The 18,678-nt window shown below is 68.9% G+C and carries 15 protein-coding genes; 11 read left to right on the top strand and 4 right to left on the bottom strand.

Annotation, left to right across the window (positions count from 1 at the left end; genetic code table 11):
- Positions 1-486: 486 nt before the first annotated feature.
- The 7 genes from MFF22_RS09840 (at position 487) to MFF22_RS09810 (ending at position 9,192) form a co-directional block, all read left to right on the top strand.
- Complete coding sequence (locus MFF22_RS09840) at positions 487-2,109, top strand: inorganic phosphate transporter (protein ID WP_238248790.1); 1,623 nt, start codon at positions 487-489, stop codon at positions 2,107-2,109.
- A 162-nt stretch (positions 2,110-2,271) separates the two neighbouring features.
- Positions 2,272-3,894 (top strand): ABC transporter substrate-binding protein, encoded by a 1,623-nt coding sequence (locus MFF22_RS09835; protein ID WP_238248789.1) that lies wholly within the window; start codon positions 2,272-2,274, stop codon positions 3,892-3,894.
- A 197-nt stretch (positions 3,895-4,091) separates the two neighbouring features.
- A complete protein-coding gene (locus tag MFF22_RS09830; RefSeq protein ID WP_238248788.1) occupies positions 4,092-5,045 on the top strand; it encodes an ABC transporter permease in 954 nt (317 codons plus the stop codon).
- Positions 5,046-5,061: 16 nt separating this feature from the next.
- Positions 5,062-5,985 carry an ABC transporter permease gene (locus MFF22_RS09825; protein WP_238248787.1) on the top strand — a complete coding sequence of 308 codons (924 nt, stop codon included), beginning with the start codon at positions 5,062-5,064 and terminating at the stop codon, positions 5,983-5,985.
- Entirely contained in the window at positions 5,982-7,037 is a 1,056-nt protein-coding gene (locus tag MFF22_RS09820) for an ABC transporter ATP-binding protein (protein WP_238248786.1), read from the top strand. Before MFF22_RS09825 ends, MFF22_RS09820 begins: the two co-directional genes overlap by 4 nt.
- Positions 7,034-8,062 (top strand): ABC transporter ATP-binding protein, encoded by a 1,029-nt coding sequence (locus MFF22_RS09815; protein ID WP_238248785.1) that lies wholly within the window; start codon positions 7,034-7,036, stop codon positions 8,060-8,062. Before MFF22_RS09820 ends, MFF22_RS09815 begins: the two co-directional genes overlap by 4 nt.
- Positions 8,063-8,460: 398 nt before the next feature.
- The gene (locus MFF22_RS09810; RefSeq protein ID WP_238248784.1) at positions 8,461-9,192 is read left to right on the top strand and encodes a GNAT family N-acetyltransferase; all 732 of its coding nucleotides are present in this window, start codon (positions 8,461-8,463) and stop codon (positions 9,190-9,192) included.
- 121 nt (positions 9,193-9,313) lie between these two features.
- Here MFF22_RS09810 and MFF22_RS09805 read toward each other — a convergent pair whose 3' ends face one another.
- Complete coding sequence (locus tag MFF22_RS09805) at positions 9,314-10,864, bottom strand: GMC family oxidoreductase (RefSeq protein WP_238248783.1); 1,551 nt, start codon at positions 10,862-10,864, stop codon at positions 9,314-9,316.
- The gene (locus MFF22_RS09800; protein ID WP_238248782.1) at positions 10,861-12,279 is read right to left on the bottom strand and encodes an alpha/beta hydrolase; all 1,419 of its coding nucleotides are present in this window, start codon (positions 12,277-12,279) and stop codon (positions 10,861-10,863) included. The genes MFF22_RS09805 and MFF22_RS09800 overlap by 4 nt, the downstream gene beginning before the upstream one ends.
- 73 nt (positions 12,280-12,352) lie before the next feature.
- Between MFF22_RS09800 and MFF22_RS09795 the strand changes: the two genes are divergently transcribed.
- Entirely contained in the window at positions 12,353-13,099 is a 747-nt protein-coding gene (locus tag MFF22_RS09795; RefSeq protein ID WP_238248781.1) for a GNAT family N-acetyltransferase, read from the top strand.
- Between the two features lie 159 nt (positions 13,100-13,258).
- Here MFF22_RS09795 and xseA read toward each other — a convergent pair whose 3' ends face one another.
- Positions 13,259-14,890 carry an exodeoxyribonuclease VII large subunit gene (xseA, locus tag MFF22_RS09790; RefSeq protein WP_238248780.1) on the bottom strand — a complete coding sequence of 544 codons (1,632 nt, stop codon included), beginning with the start codon at positions 14,888-14,890 and terminating at the stop codon, positions 13,259-13,261.
- Positions 14,891-15,002: 112 nt separating this feature from the next.
- On the opposite strand from xseA, the gene MFF22_RS09785 reads away from it, so the two are divergent.
- Complete coding sequence (locus MFF22_RS09785) at positions 15,003-15,218, top strand: hypothetical protein (protein ID WP_238248779.1); 216 nt, start codon at positions 15,003-15,005, stop codon at positions 15,216-15,218.
- A gap of 83 nt (positions 15,219-15,301) precedes the next feature.
- On the opposite strand, the gene MFF22_RS09780 is transcribed toward MFF22_RS09785, so the two are convergent.
- Entirely contained in the window at positions 15,302-16,945 is a 1,644-nt protein-coding gene (locus tag MFF22_RS09780; protein ID WP_238248778.1) for an AMP-binding protein, read from the bottom strand.
- Positions 16,946-17,189: 244 nt separating this feature from the next.
- On the opposite strand from MFF22_RS09780, the gene MFF22_RS09775 reads away from it, so the two are divergent.
- Entirely contained in the window at positions 17,190-17,729 is a 540-nt protein-coding gene (locus tag MFF22_RS09775; protein WP_238248777.1) for a phasin family protein, read from the top strand.
- On the top strand, positions 17,729-18,661 hold the full coding sequence (locus tag MFF22_RS09770) for an alpha/beta fold hydrolase (protein ID WP_238248776.1): 933 nt from the start codon (positions 17,729-17,731) through the stop codon (positions 18,659-18,661). Before MFF22_RS09775 ends, MFF22_RS09770 begins: the two co-directional genes overlap by 1 nt.
- Positions 18,662-18,678: the final 17 nt, after the last annotated feature.

Genomic DNA, 18,678 nt, shown 5'->3' with positions numbered 1-18,678 from the left:
TCGGGTCGAACCAAAGTCGGGGGCGGCCAGCCAATGGCACGCTCCCGTCAGCAAAAGCAACCGCATGCAAGCAGATAGCCGGTGCGTTCCGTCACAAATGACGTGAGAACTTGGAAAGTTTCACCGCCAGATGCGGAAAAGCCTCAGACCTTCACCGCGAAGTGGGCAAACCCAGCATCCGCACGTCGCATCGGCATCAGGCGATAAGGCAGAAATGGTGCATCCTTCGCGGTGAATCAAGTTTGGAAAGCTGGCCACGCGAACGGCGATTCCGCCAGTTCGGCGGCCTGCAATTTGTGAAACCCGCACATCAGCGGGATGCCCGCGCGACGTCCACCGAAGCACCAATACGGCTTGGTCTTTGCCTCATCCTTAGGCACACGCCGGTCAGCCTGACGCGTTTCCCAGAGAAGTTAACAAAGTGTCACATGACTGTCGGGCAGCGGCGCTACCTGAAGTGAGGCTTCCGCTCCCGTGAGACAGACGATGTCAGACGCACCTGCGATTTCCGCCTCCTCACCGATGCCGCGGACGGGCCCCCGTCTCGACGGCGGAACCCATATGGCGGGAGTGGTCGTCTTCCTCCTCGTTGTCGTGGCCGGGCTCGCCTACGCGGTCATCAACCTGCTGGCCGATATGAATTCGGTGGGCGAGGCGCCCCTCGCTTACGGTGCCTTCGCCCTCCTGGGCCTTGCGCTGCTGATCGCCCTGGGCTTCGAGTTCGTGAACGGGTTCCACGACACCGCGAACGCCGTGGCCACGGTGATCTACACCCACTCGCTTCCGCCGCTCGTCGCGGTGATCTGGTCGGGGTTCTTCAACTTCCTCGGGGTGCTGCTTTCGTCCGGCGCGGTGGCCTACGCCATAGTGACCTTGCTGCCCGTGGATCTGATCCTCGATGTGGGATCGAGCGCGGGTTACGCGATGATCTTCTCGCTGCTGATCGCCGCGATCATCTGGAACCTCGGCACCTGGGCGCTCGGCCTGCCGAATAGCTCATCGCACGCGCTGATCGGCTCGGTCCTCGGCGTCGGCTTGGCCAACCAGCTCATGCGCGGCGGCGACGGCAGCGCCGGTGTCGATTGGGGCCAGGCCCTGAACGTCTTCAAGGCGCTGCTGTTCTCGCCGGTCTGCGGCTTTGTGCTGGCGGCGGGCCTGTTGCTGGTGCTGAAATTCGTCGTCCGCCGGAAGGATCTCTACGAGGCGCCGAAGGGCGACACGCCGCCCCCGCTCTGGATCCGCGGCCTGCTGATCCTGACCTGCACCCTCGTGTCGTTCTTCCATGGCGGCAACGACGGGCAGAAGGGCATGGGCCTCATCATGCTGATCCTGATCGGCGCGGCGCCCACGGCGTACGCCCTGAACCGGACCATGTCGGAGTCGGCGACCCCGGGCTTCGTGCAGTCGTCGCAGGCGGCGGCCACAGTGTTCGGCTCCCATGCCGCCGGCGCGTCCAAGCCGGATCCCGCCGCGGCCCGGACCATCGTGAGCGATGCCCTCAAGACCAACGGCCTGAACAAGCCGGATGTCTTCGCCGCCCTCCAGACCCTCTCCACCGACATCGCCGACAAGGTGAAGAATTACGGCGCCGTCCGTGCCGTCCCCGCGGCGCAGACCCAGAACCTGCGCAGCGACATGTACCTCACCTCCGATGCAGTGCGCCTGCTGCCGAAGGCCGGTGCGAGCCTGAATGACTCCGAGACCGCCACCCTGAAGGGCTATACCGGGCTTCTGAACGAGGGCACGCGCTACATCCCCACCTGGGTGAAGGTCTGCGTCGCCCTGGCCCTCGGCCTCGGCACGATGGTCGGCTGGAAGCGGATCGTCGTCACGGTGGGCGAGCGTATCGGCAAGACCCATCTCACCTACGCGCAGGGCGCCTCGGCAGAGATCGTGGCGGCGGGCACGATCGGCCTTGCCGAACTCTACGGCCTGCCGGTGTCCACGACCCACATCCTGTCGTCTGGCGTCGCTGGAACGATGGCGGCGAACGGCTCGGGCCTGCAGGTCTCGACCGTGCGCAACATGGCGCTCGCCTGGGTTCTCACCCTGCCGGCCGCCATCACCCTGGCGGCAGGTCTGTTCTTCATCCTTCGCCATCTCTTCTGAGGGCGAGACGGCGTCCCTCAGGCGCAGGACTTCGTGACGAGCGATGCGGCGGCCTCCGGAAGGAGCCGCCGCATTCTTCATTCAGAAGTTGGCCGAGGCTTTGCATCAGGGCTGTCCTGACCGGGCGCGACAGGCCCGGGGCCAGGAGCGAACCCAATCCCGATGCCTGTGGTTTTCAAGACAATCGGCGCCCCTGCGGTGCTCACCGGAGCCATCCTGCTGGCGGCGACCTCCGCCTCCCTCGCGCAGGGCGTCCTGCGGATCGGCATGACCGCATCGGACATTCCCCTCACCACCGGCCAGACCGACAATGGCGGCGAGGGCATGCGGTTCATGGGCTACACGGTCTATGACGGCCTCATCAATTGGGACCTGACCAGCGCGGAGCTGGCATCGGACCTCGTCCCCGGCCTCGCCGAGAGCTGGACGGTCGATCCCGCCGACAAGACCAAGTGGACCTTCAAACTCCGTCCCGGCGTGAAATTCCATGACGGGTCCGACTTCACCGCCGACGCGGTGGTGTGGAATTTGGACAAGCTTCTGAAGAGCGACGCGCCGCAATACGATCCGCGCCAGTCGGCCCAGGGCAAGACCCGCATCCCCTCGGTAGCGAGCTATAAGGCCATCGATCCGATGACCGTCGAGATCGTCACCAAGGCCCCCGACGCAACGCTGCCCTATCAGATCGCCTGGATCATGATGTCCTCCCCGGCACAGTGGGAGAAGCTCGGTAAGTCCTGGGACGAGTTCGCCAAGCATCCCTCCGGCACCGGCCCGTGGAAGCTGACCCTGTTCGCCCCCCGGGAACGCGCCGAGATGGTGCCGAACCCGGCCTATTGGGACAAGAAACGCATCCCGAAGCTCGACAAGCTGGTCCTCGTGCCGTTGCCGGAGGCCAATGCCCGTGTCGCGGCCCTGCGCTCGGGGCAGGTGGACTGGATCGAGGCCCCGGCGCCGGATGCCGTCGCCTCTCTGAAGGGTGCGGGCTTCACCATCGTCACCAACGCCTATCCGCACAACTGGACGTGGCACCTCTCCCGGGTCGAGGGCTCGCCCTGGAACGATATCCGCGTCCGTAAGGCGGTGAACCTCGCCATCGACCGCGACGGGCTGAAGGAACTGCTCGGCGGACTCGCCATCCCGGCCAAGGGCTTCATGCCGCCAAACCACCAGTGGTTCGGCCACCCGACCTTCGACGTGAAGTACGATCCCGAGGCGGCCAAGAAGCTGCTGGCCGAGGCGGGGTACAGCAAGGCGAAGCCGCTGAAGCTGAAGGTCGCCATCTCGGCCTCGGGTTCCGGCCAGATGCAGCCGCTGCCGATGAACGAGTTCGTGCAGCAGAACCTCGCGGACGTCGGCGTCGAGGTCGATTATCAGGTCGTGGAGTGGAACACGCTGATCAACATCTGGCGGGCCGGCGCCAAGGCCGACATCTCCCGCGGCGTTTCGGCGATCAACTACTCGTATTTCATTCAGGACCCCTTCACCGGGTTCATCCGCCACCTGCAATGCAACCTTGCGCCGCCGAACGGCACCAACTGGGGGTATTATTGCGACCCCGAGATGGACAAGCTGTTCGATCAGGTGCGCAACACCTTCGACAAGGACGCGCAGACGAAGGTGTTGCAGAAGGTCCACGAGAAGTACGTGGATGACGCCCTGTTCGTGATGATCACCCACGACGTGAACCCCCGGGCGATGAGCCCGAAGGTGAAGGGCTTCGTCCAGGCGCAGAACTGGTTCCAGGACTTCTCGACGATCACCATCGCCACCGCGGGACGGTGAGGCCGCATTGTCCCTCCCCCCTCTGCGGGGGAGGGTGCCGAGCGGAGCGAGGCGGGAGAGGGGCAGCGCGACGGTGCGGAAGAAGGCTCCCGTCGCGACATCTCCGGTGCCGGCGCTCCCCTCTCCCAACCCCCTGACGGGGGCCAACCTCCCCCGCCGAGGGGGGAGGGATTCCCGTGGCGACATGACCAGGACCAATGCTCCTCTACATCCTCAAACGCCTCGTCACCGTCACCCCCGTCGCCTTCGGGGTGAGCGTGGTGTGCTTCCTGCTGGTCCACCTCGCCCCGGGCGATCCGCTGAGCGCGGTGCTGCCGGCCGATGCCACGCAGCAGACAATCGACGAGATGCGCTCCGCCTACGGCTTCGATAAGCCGCTGCCGGTGCAGTACGCGATCTGGCTGTGGCACGTCCTGCACGGGGATCTCGGCGTCTCCATCGCCACGGGGCGGCCCGTCGCCCAGGAGGTCGGCCGGGCGGTGGTGAACTCGCTGATCCTGGCGAGCGTCGCGACCCTGATCGGCTTCACCTTCGGGACGTTCTTCGGCTTCGTCGCCGGCTACAAGCGCAACTCGCTCCTCGACCGGGCGGCCTCGGCCCTGTCGGTCTTCGGCGTAAGCGTGCCGCATTACTGGCTCGGCATGGTGCTGGTGATCGTGTTCTCGGCCACCCTCGGCTGGCTGCCGCCCACGGGGGCAGGGCCGGACGGCTCCGGCAACTGGCGGCCGGATATCGAGCACCTGCGCTACATCATCCTCCCCACCGTCACGATGGCGGTGATCCCGATGGGCATCATCGCCCGGACCGTCCGAGCGCTGGTCGCCGACATCCTTGGGCAGGATTTCGTAGAAGCCCTGCGTGCGAAGGGCATGAGCGAGTTCGGCGTGTTCAAGCACGTCGTGCGCAACGCCGCGCCGACCGCCCTCGCCATCATGGGGCTGCAGCTCGGCTACCTGCTCGGCGGCTCGATCCTGATCGAGACCGTGTTCGCGTGGCCCGGCACAGGCTTCCTCCTCAACGCGGCGATCTTCCAGCGGGACCTGCCCCTGCTTCAGGGCTCGATCCTCGTGCTGGCGATGTTCTTCGTCGCCCTCAACCTCATCGTGGACGTGATGCAGACCGCCCTCGACCCGCGCATCGAACGCGCCTGAGCCAGGAGGAACGGCCATGACAGCCCCCCTGACCGCCGCCTCCGTCGCCCTCGACGGGAACCTCGCCGCCGCCCCTGATGCACCAGAAGCCTTCGTGGCCTCCCGGGGCTTCTGGGGCCATGTCGGCCACCGGCTGGTGCGCGATCCCGTGGCGATGGCCGCGGGCGTGGTGATCCTCGTGGTCATCGCCATCGCGATCCTGTCGCCGTGGATCACCCCGATGGACCCGTACAAGGGGTCGATGTTGCGCCGGCTGAAGCCGGTGGGCGACGCCACCTACTGGCTCGGCTCCGACGAGCTCGGCCGCGACATGATCAGCCGTCTGATGCTCGGCTCACGGCTGTCGCTGTTCATGGGCGTCACGCCGGTGCTGATCGCCTTCGTCCTCGGCTCCGGGATCGGTATCCTCGCCGGCTATGTCGGCGGCTGGACCAACACGATCCTGATGCGCACGATCGACGTGTTCTTTGCTTTTCCGTCGGTGCTGCTGGCCATCGCCCTTTCGGGTGCGCTCGGCGCCGGCATCTTCAACTCGATCGTGTCGCTGACCTGCGTGTTCGTGCCCCAGATCGCCCGCGTCGCGGAGAGTGTCACCACCGGCATCCGGCGGCGGGACTACATCGATGCCGCCAAGCTATCCGGGGCCTCGGCCTTCACCATCATGCGGGTGCAGGTGCTCGGCAACGTGGTCGGGCCGATCTTCGTCTACTCGACCAGCTTGATCTCGGTCTCGATGATCCTGGCCTCGGGCCTGTCCTTCCTCGGTCTGGGCGTACGCCCGCCGGAGCCGGAATGGGGCCTGATGCTCAATACCCTGCGGACGGCGATCTACGTGAACCCCCTCGTCGCGGCCCTGCCGGGCGTGGCGATCTTCCTCGTCTCGATTTCGTTCAACCTTTTCTCGGATGGGCTGCGCAGCGCCATGGAGATCCGCCAGTGAGCGTCATCCCCCCCGGCCCGGACCCCTTCGCCGCCGACCGGGGCGGCCCCGCCCAGCCGCTCCTTTCGGTCTCCGGCCTCGTGAAGCACTTCCCCGTCCGTAAGGGTACCGGCCCGAAGAAGGTGGTGCGCGCCGTAGACGGCGTCAATTTCGATGTCCTCAAGGGCGAAACGCTCGGCATCGTCGGTGAATCCGGCTGCGGCAAGTCCACCACCGCCAAGCTGATCATGGGGCTGATCGAGCGCGATACCGGCGGGATGCTGTTCGACGGGCAGGCGATCGGCGAGCGGGCGATGCCCTGGCGCAGCTACCGGCGGCAGGCGCAGATGGTCTTTCAGGATTCCTATGCCTCCCTCAACCCGCGCATGACGGTGGAGCAATCCATCGCCTTCGGGCCGAAGGTCAACGGCGTGCCGGGCCGCGAGGCAGTGGAGCGCGCCCGCGCGCTCCTCGCCCGGGTCGGGCTGGAGCCGAAGCGCTTTGCCGGCCGCTACCCGCACGAGATTTCCGGCGGCCAGCGGCAGCGCGTGAACATCGCCCGGGCCCTCGCCCTGGAACCGCGCCTCGTGCTGCTCGATGAAGCCGTCTCGGCGCTGGACAAGTCCGTCGAGGCGCAGGTTCTGAACCTGCTCCTCGACCTCAAGGCCGAGTTCGGGCTGACCTACATCTTCATCAGCCATGACCTGAACGTCGTACGCTTCATCTCCGACCGGGTGATGGTGATGTATCTCGGCCGCGTCGCCGAGATCGGCCCGTCGGATTCGGTGCTGGCCGCGCCGGCCCATCCCTATACCCAGGCGTTGCTGGCCTCGATGCCCTCCCTCGATCCCGACAACCGGACGCAGAAGGCGCTGCTGGCCGGCGACCCGCCGAACCCCATCGATCCGCCCGGCGGATGCCGATTCCATCCGCGCTGCGCCCTGGCGGAGGGCGTCTGCGGGCAGGTGGAACCGCCCCTCGAACCGGTGCGGGCGGGTAACCGGGTCGCCTGCCTTGCCCGGCAGCCAGGCTCCGGCCATTCCGCCGCCCCCGCGGAGGTGCTGGCGGCATGAGCGCGACCGACATGACCCACGATGCGGCGGTGGAGCTGTCCGGCCTCCGCGTCGCCTTCGGCAAGACCCAGGTGGTCGACGGCGTCGATCTGCGGCTGGACCGCGGGCAGGCCCTGGCGCTGATCGGCGAATCCGGCTCCGGCAAGAGCGTGACGCTGCGCTCGATCCTGCGGCTGTTCCCGGCGGGGCGCAGCCGGATCGAGGGGCGGATCTCCGCGGCCGGAAAGGACGTGCTCGCCCTCGACAAGCGGGCGCTGGCCGACTTCCGCGGCGGCGACGTCTCGATGATCTTCCAGGAGCCGCTGCTCGCCTTCGACCCGGTCTATACGGTGGGCCGGCAGATCACCGAGTCGATCCAGCGCCACGAAAAGATTTCGGCACAGGATGCGCGCGCGCGGGCGCTCGCCCTGTTCGAGCGCGTCCGCATCCCGAGCCCCGAGCGGCGGCTCGACAACTATCCGCACGAGATGTCCGGCGGGATGCGCCAACGGGCGATGATCGCCCTGGCGCTCGCCTGCCGGCCACAGGTGCTGCTCGCCGACGAGCCGACCACGGCCCTCGATGCGACGGTGCAGATCCAGGTGCTGCTCCTGCTGCGGGAGTTGCAGCGGGACCTCGGCCTGTCGATCGTCATCGTCACCCACGATCTCGGGGCGGCGGTCGAAGTCGCCGACCGGATCGCGGTGATGTACGCCGGCAAGATCGTCGAGGTGGGCACGGCCCGTCAGGTGGTGCGCGATCCGCACCATCCCTACACGATCGGCCTCCTGCGCAGCCGGGCCGAGGGGGCCATGGACAAGGGCAGCCGCCTGCAGACCATCCCCGGCAGCCCTCCCGACCTCGCCAACCGCCCGCCCGGCTGCCCCTTCGCCCCCCGCTGCTTCCTGGCCGAAGACCGCTGCCGCCGGGAGATGCCGCCCGTCGGCACGATCTCCCCCGGCCACGACGTCGCCTGCTGGCGCACGGAGGAAGCCTCGGCCGCCTACCGCGCCGGGCCGCAACCGGTGGCGGTGGAGATGGCCTGAGGCGCCCGGTTCCCCTGCCGGGAGCGCTACGGCGTCTCCCTTTCTCCGTCATTGCGAGCGAAGCGAAGCAATCCAGGAAAGCGCCACGTCCTGAAACGGCCCGCCGCCCTGGATTGCTTCGGGGGCGCTCGCAAAGACGGGGAGGGTGGCAGGTCTCGCGTGCGTTCCCCGCCACTCCCACCCAGGAACTCATTCTGAGCTGCCCGCGTCAGTGGGCCTCGAAGGAGGGCTCCAGGGATCGCCGGAGCCTTCTGGAGCCCTCCTTCGAGGCCGCCGCTGCGCGACGGCACCTCAGGATGAGGGGGTGAATGGGAGCGGCGGCGGCAACGTCCTGGCCCGCAGACCTTCGCAGCCGACAGAGGGGATGCGCGGCGCTCCCTCATCGCTATACCCATTCCATGACCGCGACTCAGCCCAGCCCCCGCCTCAACGAGTACGGACAGCCCATCGGTCCGGCCCTGCCGGACTGGACGCCCCGGCCCCGACCGCCGCGCACGCTCATGAGCGGGCGGTTCTGCCAGGTCGTGCCCCTCGATCCGGAGGCCCATGCTGCGAATCTCTATGAGCTCTACGCCGGTGCACCGGACCGCAGTGGCTGGACCTACCTCGTCGATGACCTGCCCGCCACCGCGGCCGCCTATCGCGAGCGCCTCGACAAGCAGGCGGCAGGGGAGGACCCGCTGTTCCATACAATCCTCGACGGGCAGAGCGGCAAGCCGCTGGGCATCGCCTCCTACCTGCGGATCGATCCCGGCAACGGGGTGATCGAAGTCGGGCACATTCATTTCGGCCACGGCCTCAAGCGCCGGGCGGCGGCGACGGAAGCGATGGCGCTGATGATGGCCCGGGCCTTCGACGAACTCGGCTACCGGCGCTACGAGTGGAAGTGCGACAGCCTGAATGCACCCTCCCGCGCCGCAGCCCTGCGCTACGGCTTCCGGTTCGAGGGCATTTTCCGGAATGCGGTGGTGGTGAAGGGCCGTTCACGGGATACCGCGTGGTACTCCGTCACCGATGCCGAATGGCCCGCCCTGCGCGACGCCTTCGCCGCCTGGCTCGACCCGTCGAATTTCGATGCGGAGGGGCAGCAAAGGCGCGGACTGGCGGCGATGCGTGGCGAGGCCGGGTAGTCATTGCGCCACACCTGTCGTCATTGCGAACGCAGTGAAGCAACCCAGGGACGCGCCACGGTTTGGGGCGTCCCGCTGCCCAGGGTTGCTTCGCTTCGCTCGCAATGACGGCGTATGGCCGTCAGCGCCCCTGAGCCAGGAACCGGTCCGCCGTCCGGAGGGCGAGCGCCATGATCGTCAGGGCCGGGTTGGCGGCGAGGGAACTCGGGAAGGTCGAGCCGTCGCTGATCCACAGGTTGTCGATGTCGAAGCTCTTCCCGAACGGATCGACGACGGCCATGTCGCCGTCGCGGCCCATCCGGCAGGTGCCGATGGTGTGGGCGACGCGCTCCATGACCCAGATGTCCTTGGCGCCGGCCGCCTCCCAGATGCCCCGCATCACCTTGGTGGCGTGGGCGTTCAGGCGCTCCTCGTTGGTGCTGTAGCCGAAGTCGATCCGGGCCTTGCGCATACCGTGGGCATCGACCTCGTCGGACAGGGTCAGGACATTGGCATCGCTGGGCAGCGTCTCGCCATTGATGCCGATCCCCGCGAGGTGGTTGTACCGGCCGAGATAGTCGAGCAACTCTTGGCCCCATAGGCCGCGCCCCCGGGCAACGGCGTTGCCGAAGGTCACGGGGACTACGCCGAGGCTCTGAATGAGGTAGCCCCCGGCGAAATCCGCGTCGCTGGGTCGGATGTAGTCCTCGGTGATCAGGGAAGACGGGTAGCCCCGGTTCATTCGCACCTCGTGGTCGAAGGTGCCCCATACCTGCGTCGCCACATGGCCCATGTAGTTGCGCCCGACCTGCCCACTGCCGTTGGCGAGGCCGAGGTGCAGCAGCAGCCGTGGAGTCTCGACGGCACCGGCACAGAGAAACACCGCCCGGCAGCGCTGGCGCTTTGTCCGACCCTCATGGGTGTACACCACGGCGGTGATCCGCCCGTCGCTCCCGCGCTCCAGACCGTGGACGAAGCATTCGGGCCGGATCTCGGCGCCGTGCGAGACGGCGAGCGGCAGATAGGTGACGTCCATGCTTGTCTTGGCGCCGTTGCGGCAGCCCTGGTGGCAGAACCCGCAATTGATGCAGGCGTGACGGACCGGTCCGCCCTCGGAGGGGAACTCGCGGGAGACCACCGCGGCAGGGGCATCCGCCCAGCGGATGCCGAGGTCGTCGCAGGCCCCGGCCATGAGATCCGCCGGCCCGTTGCGCGGCACTGGAGGCAAGGGATAGCGGCGGGTGTCGTCCCACGGGTAGGTCTTCGGCCCGGAGACGCCGATGAACGCTTCGACCTGCTCGTAATACGGCACGAGCTCGTCATGGCTCAGGGGCCAGTCGACACCCTCGCCGGTCTCAGTGTGAAGGCGAAGGTCGCGGTTGTCGGCCCGGGGCACGAAGGCGCCCCAGTGGAGCGTCGAGCCGCCGACGCCCGTCCCGCTGTTGTTGGCACCGAAGGCTTCCGGGGTCGAGCCGCCACTCAGGCGCTCCTCGGTCCAGTAGATCTCGTCGGCGAGCGTCTCGTCGAAGGCGAAGCGCGAGGGCGTGAAGTTCGGCCCGGCCTCCAGGGCCACGATGCGCAGGCCCGCGGTAGCGAGGCGAGCGATCACGGGCGCGCCGCCGGCGCCGGTTCCGATGACGACGGCGTCCACGACGTCGTCCTCAGGGTAGGTCCGCATGGTATCGAGGTTCATCGTGCGGACTCCCCCGTCCGGGGCTCCCAAGGTTCGGGTGAATCGAGGCCGGTCTTCACGAAGCCCGGCAGCCCGGCGGCGATCGGCTCGGGGCTGTCCCCGCCCGCGCCGATTCCGGAAAAGCCGATCCGCGCCAGCCCGGCCGGGTGGGCGAGGTGGAGCCGAACCGCATCGGCCCGGACATCCTCGAACCAGAACCGCATCTGGTCGGCGTCGAGGCGGCCATTGAGTGCCGGCGGAACCGACAACTTGCCCTTCTGCGCCAGCGTCAGGAAGGCGTCCTGCTCGGCCGCCGGCAGGGCCACGAACGGCCGCTGATGGGCGGCGCGGGAGGCGGCGTCGAGGGTACGCAGGGCGGCCCGATAGGCATCCTTGTCCGGCGGAAGCGCGCTGAAGCGCCAGCCATCTCCCTCGCCGGACGCCAAGCGGCGGTCGGTCCTCGCGGCGAAGTCCAGTCCGGGGGCGGGAAGAACCCTGGCGAAGACCGCCCTGAGGATCGCCAGCTCCACGGCATCGAGGGCGGCGGGCGCGTAGGCGGGATCGTCGGGTTCCGCTCGCTCATGCAGGGCGGAGCGAAGGCGGTTGTTCACCCGGTCGGATGCGATGAGTTCCTCATAAGCCGGCGGAATGGCGGGAGGGCGTACCGACGCGTCCGCCGTCTCGACGAGCGAGGCGATCAGGCGGGCCAATTCCTCAGGCCGCTCCAGGGGCAGCAAATGGGCAACGCCCTCGACCGTGATCAGTCGGCCGTGGGGAAGGTGCGGCATCGTCAAGGCCGCCTGGGCGTCCGCGCCGAGATCGGCATCCTCTGAGCCCGCGATGACGACGACGGGCACGCGCAGCACGCCGACCCGGCCGGAGAAATCTTCCTTCGCACCGGCTTCGAGCCAAGCCCGCCACGCGGCCGGTTCGGCGCGAAGGACGTCCTCCACGGCCCGGTCCTCTGCCTCGGAGGGCAGGGTCTCGGCGGTGTTGGCCTTCACGAACTCCCGCGCCTCCCGGGCGCGGGTCGCGGGGTCGGCATCTATCCAGCTTAACATGTGGCTGCGGCGATCCTCGGGGATCGGTTCCGGGCTCGGGGGCGAGCCGGAGACGAGGACGAGGCCCGCAAGGCCCTTCAGGGCGGGATCGCCGTCCTCGGCGCGGCGGGCGAGGACGAGGGCGACCTTCGCGCCCATGCTGTGACCGGCGATGCGGAACCGTGCGGGCGATTCGGCCGCGATGGCCGCGCTAACCCGGTCGGCCATGGCATCGACGGCATATCCGCCGTCGCCGCGGGCTTCACCGAAACCAGGGAGGTCGAGGGGCACGAGGCGCATCGCGCCGGCGAGGGCCTCGGCCACGGGTTCCCAGGTCCGGGCGCTGCCACCCAGGAAGTGCAGGCAGTATAGGGGGTCGGGAGATGGGCCGCTCATCGGCTCGACATCGCGCGAGCTTGACCGAGTTCAAGACGGTGCGACACCGCATGGCGTCGGAATGGAGCGTACCGTGAGCCCGGACGACGCACTCTGCTGGCAGGTTGAGGAAGCCTGCCTCAACGCATGGCCGAGCCCGCGCCACGTCCTCGTGCACGGATACCTCCTGCGGGCGGCGGGGGGATCGTCGAAGCGCATCAATTCCTGCAATCCCCTGCGCGGGGCGGGCGATCCCGAGCGCGCGATCCCCGCGAGCGAAGCCATCTATGCTGCCCTGGGGCAGCGGCCGATCTTCCGGATCCCGGATATCGCCGCGCAGATGCTGCCTAAGCTGGATAGTCGGGGATACCGCGCCATCGGCGAGACATGCACCCTCTACCGCACCCTCGCCGGCCTTCCGGGCACAGAGGATGCGGAGGTGACCGTGTCGGAGGCGCCCGCCGCCGACTGGCTCGCCTTGCGCGATGCCCTGAGCGGCCACGATCCCATGACCGCACGCTCATTCCGCACGGTGACGGGGGCCATCGCGCTGCCACGTGCCTTCGCCTCCGTCGCCGTCCCCGGCGGTCTCGGCGCCATCGCCTTCGGCGTCAGGGACGGGCGCCTGTTGGTGATCGAATCCGTGGCAGTGCCGGAGCCCCTCCGCGGACGGGGCCTCGCCCGCCGGGCGGTCGGCGCTCTGATGGGCTGGGGCGCAACGGCCGGCGCCGACGCCGTGTGCCTGCAGGTCGAGGCTGGCAACGGCCCCGCCCGCGCACTCTATGCCCGCCTCGGCTTCGAGCGAGAGCTGTACCGCTACCATTACCGGGTGCGGGACTAGCCGGCATTCGGCGCTGGCCGCCTCAGCCCCACTGTCGTCTTCGCAAGCGCAGCGAAGCAATCCAGGGCAGCGGACCCTCTCAGGATGGTGCGGATCCCCGGGTTGCTTCGTTTCGCTCACAATGACGGCGCGGCGGGGAGCGCGAAGGGGGTGCGCGCCCTACGTGTCGAACAGCGTCCCCTGGCGCAGCGGCGCAGCCTTCGCCCTCGTGCGCTTCACCGGCCGGTCCGGCTTATTCGGTACCGCCTCCACGACCCCGTCGGCGAATTGCAGGCTGAGGCTTGCGGCGGCCTCGGCGTCGTCGGCCCGGCGCAGGGGATTGCCGTCACCGTCCCGGACCAGGGCGAACCCCCGGTCGAGCACGGCCCGGTAGCTCAAGCTTCCGAGCAGCCCGGCGAGCGCGTGCAGCCGGTCCCGGCGGCGCTCCACATCCCGCACGCCCGCCTGAACGAGTCGGGCGGTGAGGGAGGAGAGGCGGTCCCGGCGGCGGGCTTCGACGGCACGGGCGCGCTCCAGCCCTGCTCCCTTGGCCAGGACGAGCCGTCGCCCGAGTTCGCCGACATGATCCGCCCGCCGTCGCAGATCGACGGAGAGGGCACGGGAGGCGCGGTCGTCGATCCGTTCGAGTCGGGCGCGGGCCTGAGCCAGGGCAAGCTCGGGCGAGCGCCGGGCCAGCCGGTCGAGGACGGCCTGCAAGCGGACCCGGTGCCGGGCCGCCCCGGCGGCGAGGGCGGGCGCGAGGCGGGCCTCCGCGAGATCGAGCCGCTGGCGCTTGGCCGCGAGGAGCATGTCCGGCGCGGGCATCGCGCGGATGAGGCCGCGCAGGTCGGCCCGGTCGCGGTCAAGCCGGCGGCGGATTGCGCCGCCACCGCGGGCGGCCAGCTCGGCGACGGTCGCGATGAGGTCGGCGCGGACGGGGACCGCCATCTCCGCCGCACCGGTCGGCGTCGGGGCCCTGCGGTCGGAGACGTGGTCGATGAGGGTCGTGTCGGTCTCGTGCCCGACCGCCGAAATCAGGGGGATGACGCTCTCGAAGGCCGCGCGAACCACGCATTCCTCGTTGAAGGCCCACAGGTCTTCGATGGAGCCGCCACCGCGGGCCACGATCAGCAGGTCGGGCCGCGGGATCGGGCCTCTGGGGGGTAGGGCGTTGAAGCCCCGGATGGCCGCAGCGACTTCCTCCGCCGCCCCGTCGCCCTGCACCCGGACGGGCCAGACCAGGACAGGCCGGGGAAACCGATCCTGCAGCCGGTGGAGGATGTCGCGGATCACCGCGCCGGTCGGCGAGGTCACGACGCCGACGACCCGCGGCAGGAAAGGGATGGGCTTGCGGTGCTCGGGAGAGAACAGCCCCTCGGCCGCGAGCATCTTCCGCCGCTCTTCGAGCAGCGCCATCCAGGCGCCCAGTCCCGCGGGCTCCAGACTGTCGATAACGATCTGGTAGGACGACTTGCCGGCGAAGGTCGTGATGCGGCCGGTGGCGACGACCTCCAACCCCTCCTGCGGCTTCTGCCGAAGCCGGCCATAGACGCCCTTCCACACCACGGCGTCGATGCGCGCCTGCCCGTCCTTCAGGGAGAAGTAGGCGTGGCCGGAGCCATGAACCCCCCGGAACCCGGAGATCTCCCCCCGCAGGCGGACATGGCCGAAGCGCTCCTCCAGGGTCTGCTTGAGGGCCGCCGCGAGATCGCCGACCGACCATTCCGGCTGGTTGCCGGCGAGCACCGCGGAGGGCGGCACGTCGGTCGAAAGCGGCGGCGCTTTGGGGCGGGGAGGGGGGACCAGGGGCATCCCCCGAACGCTAGGCGGCCGGAGCGCGCTGGTAAAGGGATGGCGGGCTGAAGGATGGAAACCCGCCTCGGGAAGGGCATGTACACCCCTTCAACGAAAGGGGAGAACGCCCGTGAACGCCTTCATCGCCGTGGTTCTGGTCTGCGCGAACGGCATCGCCCAGGAGGCCTGCAACGATGCGCAGGCGCTGGAAGTCCGCAAGGTCAAGGTCGCCAACGAACTCGGCTGTGCCACGGGGTGGCAGGAGATCATCGCCCGCACCGACATGCGCGAGGACATCGGCAAGACCACGTATCTGAAGACCGAATGCCGCCGGGTGAAGCAATAGCGCGTCGCACCTCTGACCTGCTGACGCGTGCGTCTCGGGCTGGAAAGGGGCGCAGGCGTCGTTTGCCTCGCTCCCTTCAGCAATCACCCCAGTTCCCTCGCCAACTCCCGCAGCACGAATTTCTGGATCTTGCCCGTCGAGGTCTTCGGCAGGGGGCCGAATACCACCCTCTTGGGCACCTTGAACCGGGCCATGCGCTCCCGGCAGAAGGCGATCACCTCGTCCGCGGAGGGGAGGGTGGCGTCGGGCTTGGCTTCGAGGAAGGCGCAAGGGGTCTCGCCCCAGGTCTCATCCGGTCTGGCCACCACCGCGGCCAGCATCACCGCCGGGTGGCGCATCAGCACCTCCTCGACTTCCAAGCTGGAGATGTTCTCACCCCCCGAGATGATGATGTCTTTGGACCGGTCCTTGATCTCCACGGACCCGTCAGGATGCCAGACGGCGAGGTCGCCCGTGGCGTACCAGCCGTCGGCCAGGGCGCGGCCCGTCGCGCCCGGATTGCCGAGATAGCCCTTCATGATGGTGTTGCCGCGCAGGCGGATCTCACCGATCCGGCTCCCGTCCCGGGGCACCGGTTCCCCGGTCTCCGGGTCGGTCACGGTGACGGCCTCGAGGGTCGCCAACGCGACCCCCTGGCGGGCCATCCGCTGGTAACGGGCCTCGTCCGACAGGTCCTGCCAATCGGGCTGGGCGAGGCAGGCGGTGGCGGGTCCGTAGCTCTCGGTGGCGCCGTAGAGATGGGTGATGCGGAAGCCCATCTCCTCCATCGTGCGGATGATGGTCGAGGACGGCGCGGCGCCCCCCACCGCGCATCGGACGACCTGGGGAAAGTCCCGCCGCTCGTGCGCGGGGGCATGGGCGATCATCGAGAGGACGATGGGCGCGCCGCACAGATGCGTGACGCCGTGCTCCGCGATCAGCCGGAAGATCTCCGCAGGCTCGACCTTGCGCAGGCAGACCTGCGTCGCCCCGGCCGCGACGCAGGCCCAGGGGTAGGACCAGCCGCTGCAGTGGAACATCGGCAGGGTCCAGAGATACACGCTCTCCCCCGAAAGGCCGAAGGTCACGGCGTTGCCGAGCGCCTGGAGATAGGCGCCCCGGTGGCTGTAGACCGCGCCCTTCGGATCCCCCGTGGTTCCGGACGTATAGAGGAGGCAGAGCGACTGCCACTCGTCCTCCGGCCCCTTCCAGGCATAGGCGGGATCACCGCCCTCAATCAGCGCTTCGTACGGCACGCCCGCGTCCTGGCCGGCCTGGCCGATCGAAACGACCAGGGGCGGCTGCTCCAGCTCGGCCAGGGCCCGGGCGGCGAGGGCGGCGTGCGCCGCCTCCACGATCAGCACCCGCGCATCCCCGTGCCGGAGGGAGAAGGCGATGGTCGCCGGGTCGAGGCGTGTGTTGAGGGGGTTCAGGACCGCACCGAGCATCGGCACGGCGAAATGCGCTTCGACCATCTCGGGGATGTTGGAAGCCAGGATCGCGACGGTATCCAGCCGTCTGATCCCACGGCCGGCGAGCGCCGAGGCAAGGCGGAGGCAGCGCTCATGGAGGGCCGCGTAGGTGATCCGGCGTTCGCCGTCGATCACCGCGACCCGGGCACCGAAGGCCGCGGCGGCGCGTGCCAGGAGGCTGGCCGGCGTCAGCGGCACGTAGTTCGCCGCCCTCTTCTCGAGCCCGGCCTCGAACCGGTGCGGGTCCGCGCTTGCGGGCGGCGGCGTATCGGGCATGGGATCGTGCCTTCTCGGTCAGGCAGGAGAGGTGATCCTCCCCGGGCGTGGCGTGCGCCCTGACGTCCATGATTTCTGAGCCCGCCGGACTGTCAATCGCCGAACGCTGACAGACCGGACGGCTTGCCGTCCCGTGACGAGTCGACACCCGCCGTCACGGGACGCCAGTTGACGGCGTTCGGGTTCGTGTCAGATGCCGGACGAGCCGGCCCGGGTGCGGGCTCGTCGCAAGCGGGAGCCGAGGGTGAACGAGAAGAGACTGCCTGCCGTCCAGGATGCCGCGCGCCGGGAGATGGCCGGGAACGCCGTCGGCAAGGCCCGGGAGGCCTACGAATGGTACGCCCGGGCGGGCGAGCAGGCTCTCAACACCTTCGAGACCGCCATGGCACAGGCCTTCGACGGATGGCGAAAGGTGGCGGGTTCGAACCGGGAGGCGACGGCACAGCTCACCGACAGCCACATCGCGGGCGCCCGCAAGGCCCGAGAGCAGTGGGAGGCGACGGGCGCGCGCCTCTACAACGCCTACGAGGACAATGCGAGCCAGATGCTCGCAGCGATGCGGGAGGTCGGCCACCGCATGCTCGTCGCCTCGGACACGAACGTGCGCGCGTCCTTCGATTTCGCCGAACAGCTCGCCGGCACCTTGGATCCCCGCGAGATGCTGCAATTGCAGCTGTCGTTCCTGCAAGAGCAGACCCGGCGGATCACCGAGCAGGTGGTGGACCTCCACCAGACCACGACACGCCTTGCCCGCGAAGCCGCGACCCGCGCGCAATCGCAGTGATGGGGCTGATCGAGTCCCTGCGCGGGGGAGCGCAACCCCTGCGGCTCGACGCGCTCAGCGAGGCCGACGTCCCGTTCAGGACAGGGCACTTCCTCGCCTACGCCCCAAAGGACTTCCACCGCATCGCCTTTGTCGATTGGGGAGATAAGGACGCGCGCCGGGTCGTCGTCTGCGTTCACGGCCTGAGCCGGCAGGGTCGCGATTTCGATCCGCTCGCCTACGCCCTCGCCAGGATGGGCTACCGCGTGGTCTGCCCGGACCTTCCGGGCCGGGGCCTGTCGGGATGGCTGCGCGATCCCGAACTCTACGCCCTCCCGCAATATGCCTCCGACATGGCTGCGCTTATCGCCCATCTCGGCATTAGCGAACCGATCGACTGGATCGGCACCTCCCTCGGGGGGCTGACCGGTATGGTGCTGGCATCGGCCCAGGACGCCCCAATCCGCCGGATGGTCATCAACGACATAGGCCCGTTCTTGCCCTGGGCGCCGGTCCGCCACATCGGCGATCGCCTCCGCGACGCACCCCGGCTCCACCACAACCTCGCCTCGGGCGAATCACGGCTGCGGATCGTCCTCGGCGCGTTCGGAGCACTCACCGACGAGCACTGGCGCCACCTCGCCCGGCATAGCTTCTTTCCCGAGCCCACCGGGGGGTGGCGGCCGCATTACGATCCCGCGATTGGGCAGGCCTTCCGGCCCGGCCGGGTCTACAGCGTGAGCATGTGGCGCGACTGGGACGCCATCACCTGCCCGGTGCTGCTCCTGCGCGGCGCGCAATCCGACCTTCTCCTGCCCGAGACCGCCGACGAGATGATGCGACGGGGTCCGAGGACCTACCGCGTCGAGATCCCCGGTTGCGGTCATGCCCCGGCCCTGCTCGACCCGGACCAGATCCGCGTCATCACCGACTGGATGGGCCCCGCGTCCTGAGCGGGACAGGCGAAGGT

Origin of the sequence: Methylobacterium persicinum (assembly GCF_022179525.1) — a bacterium.
Lineage (GTDB): Bacteria > Pseudomonadota > Alphaproteobacteria > Rhizobiales > Beijerinckiaceae > Methylobacterium > Methylobacterium persicinum.
The sequence above is the reverse complement of the archived record's forward strand: the minus strand, read 5'-3'. Positions and strand labels throughout refer to the sequence as shown.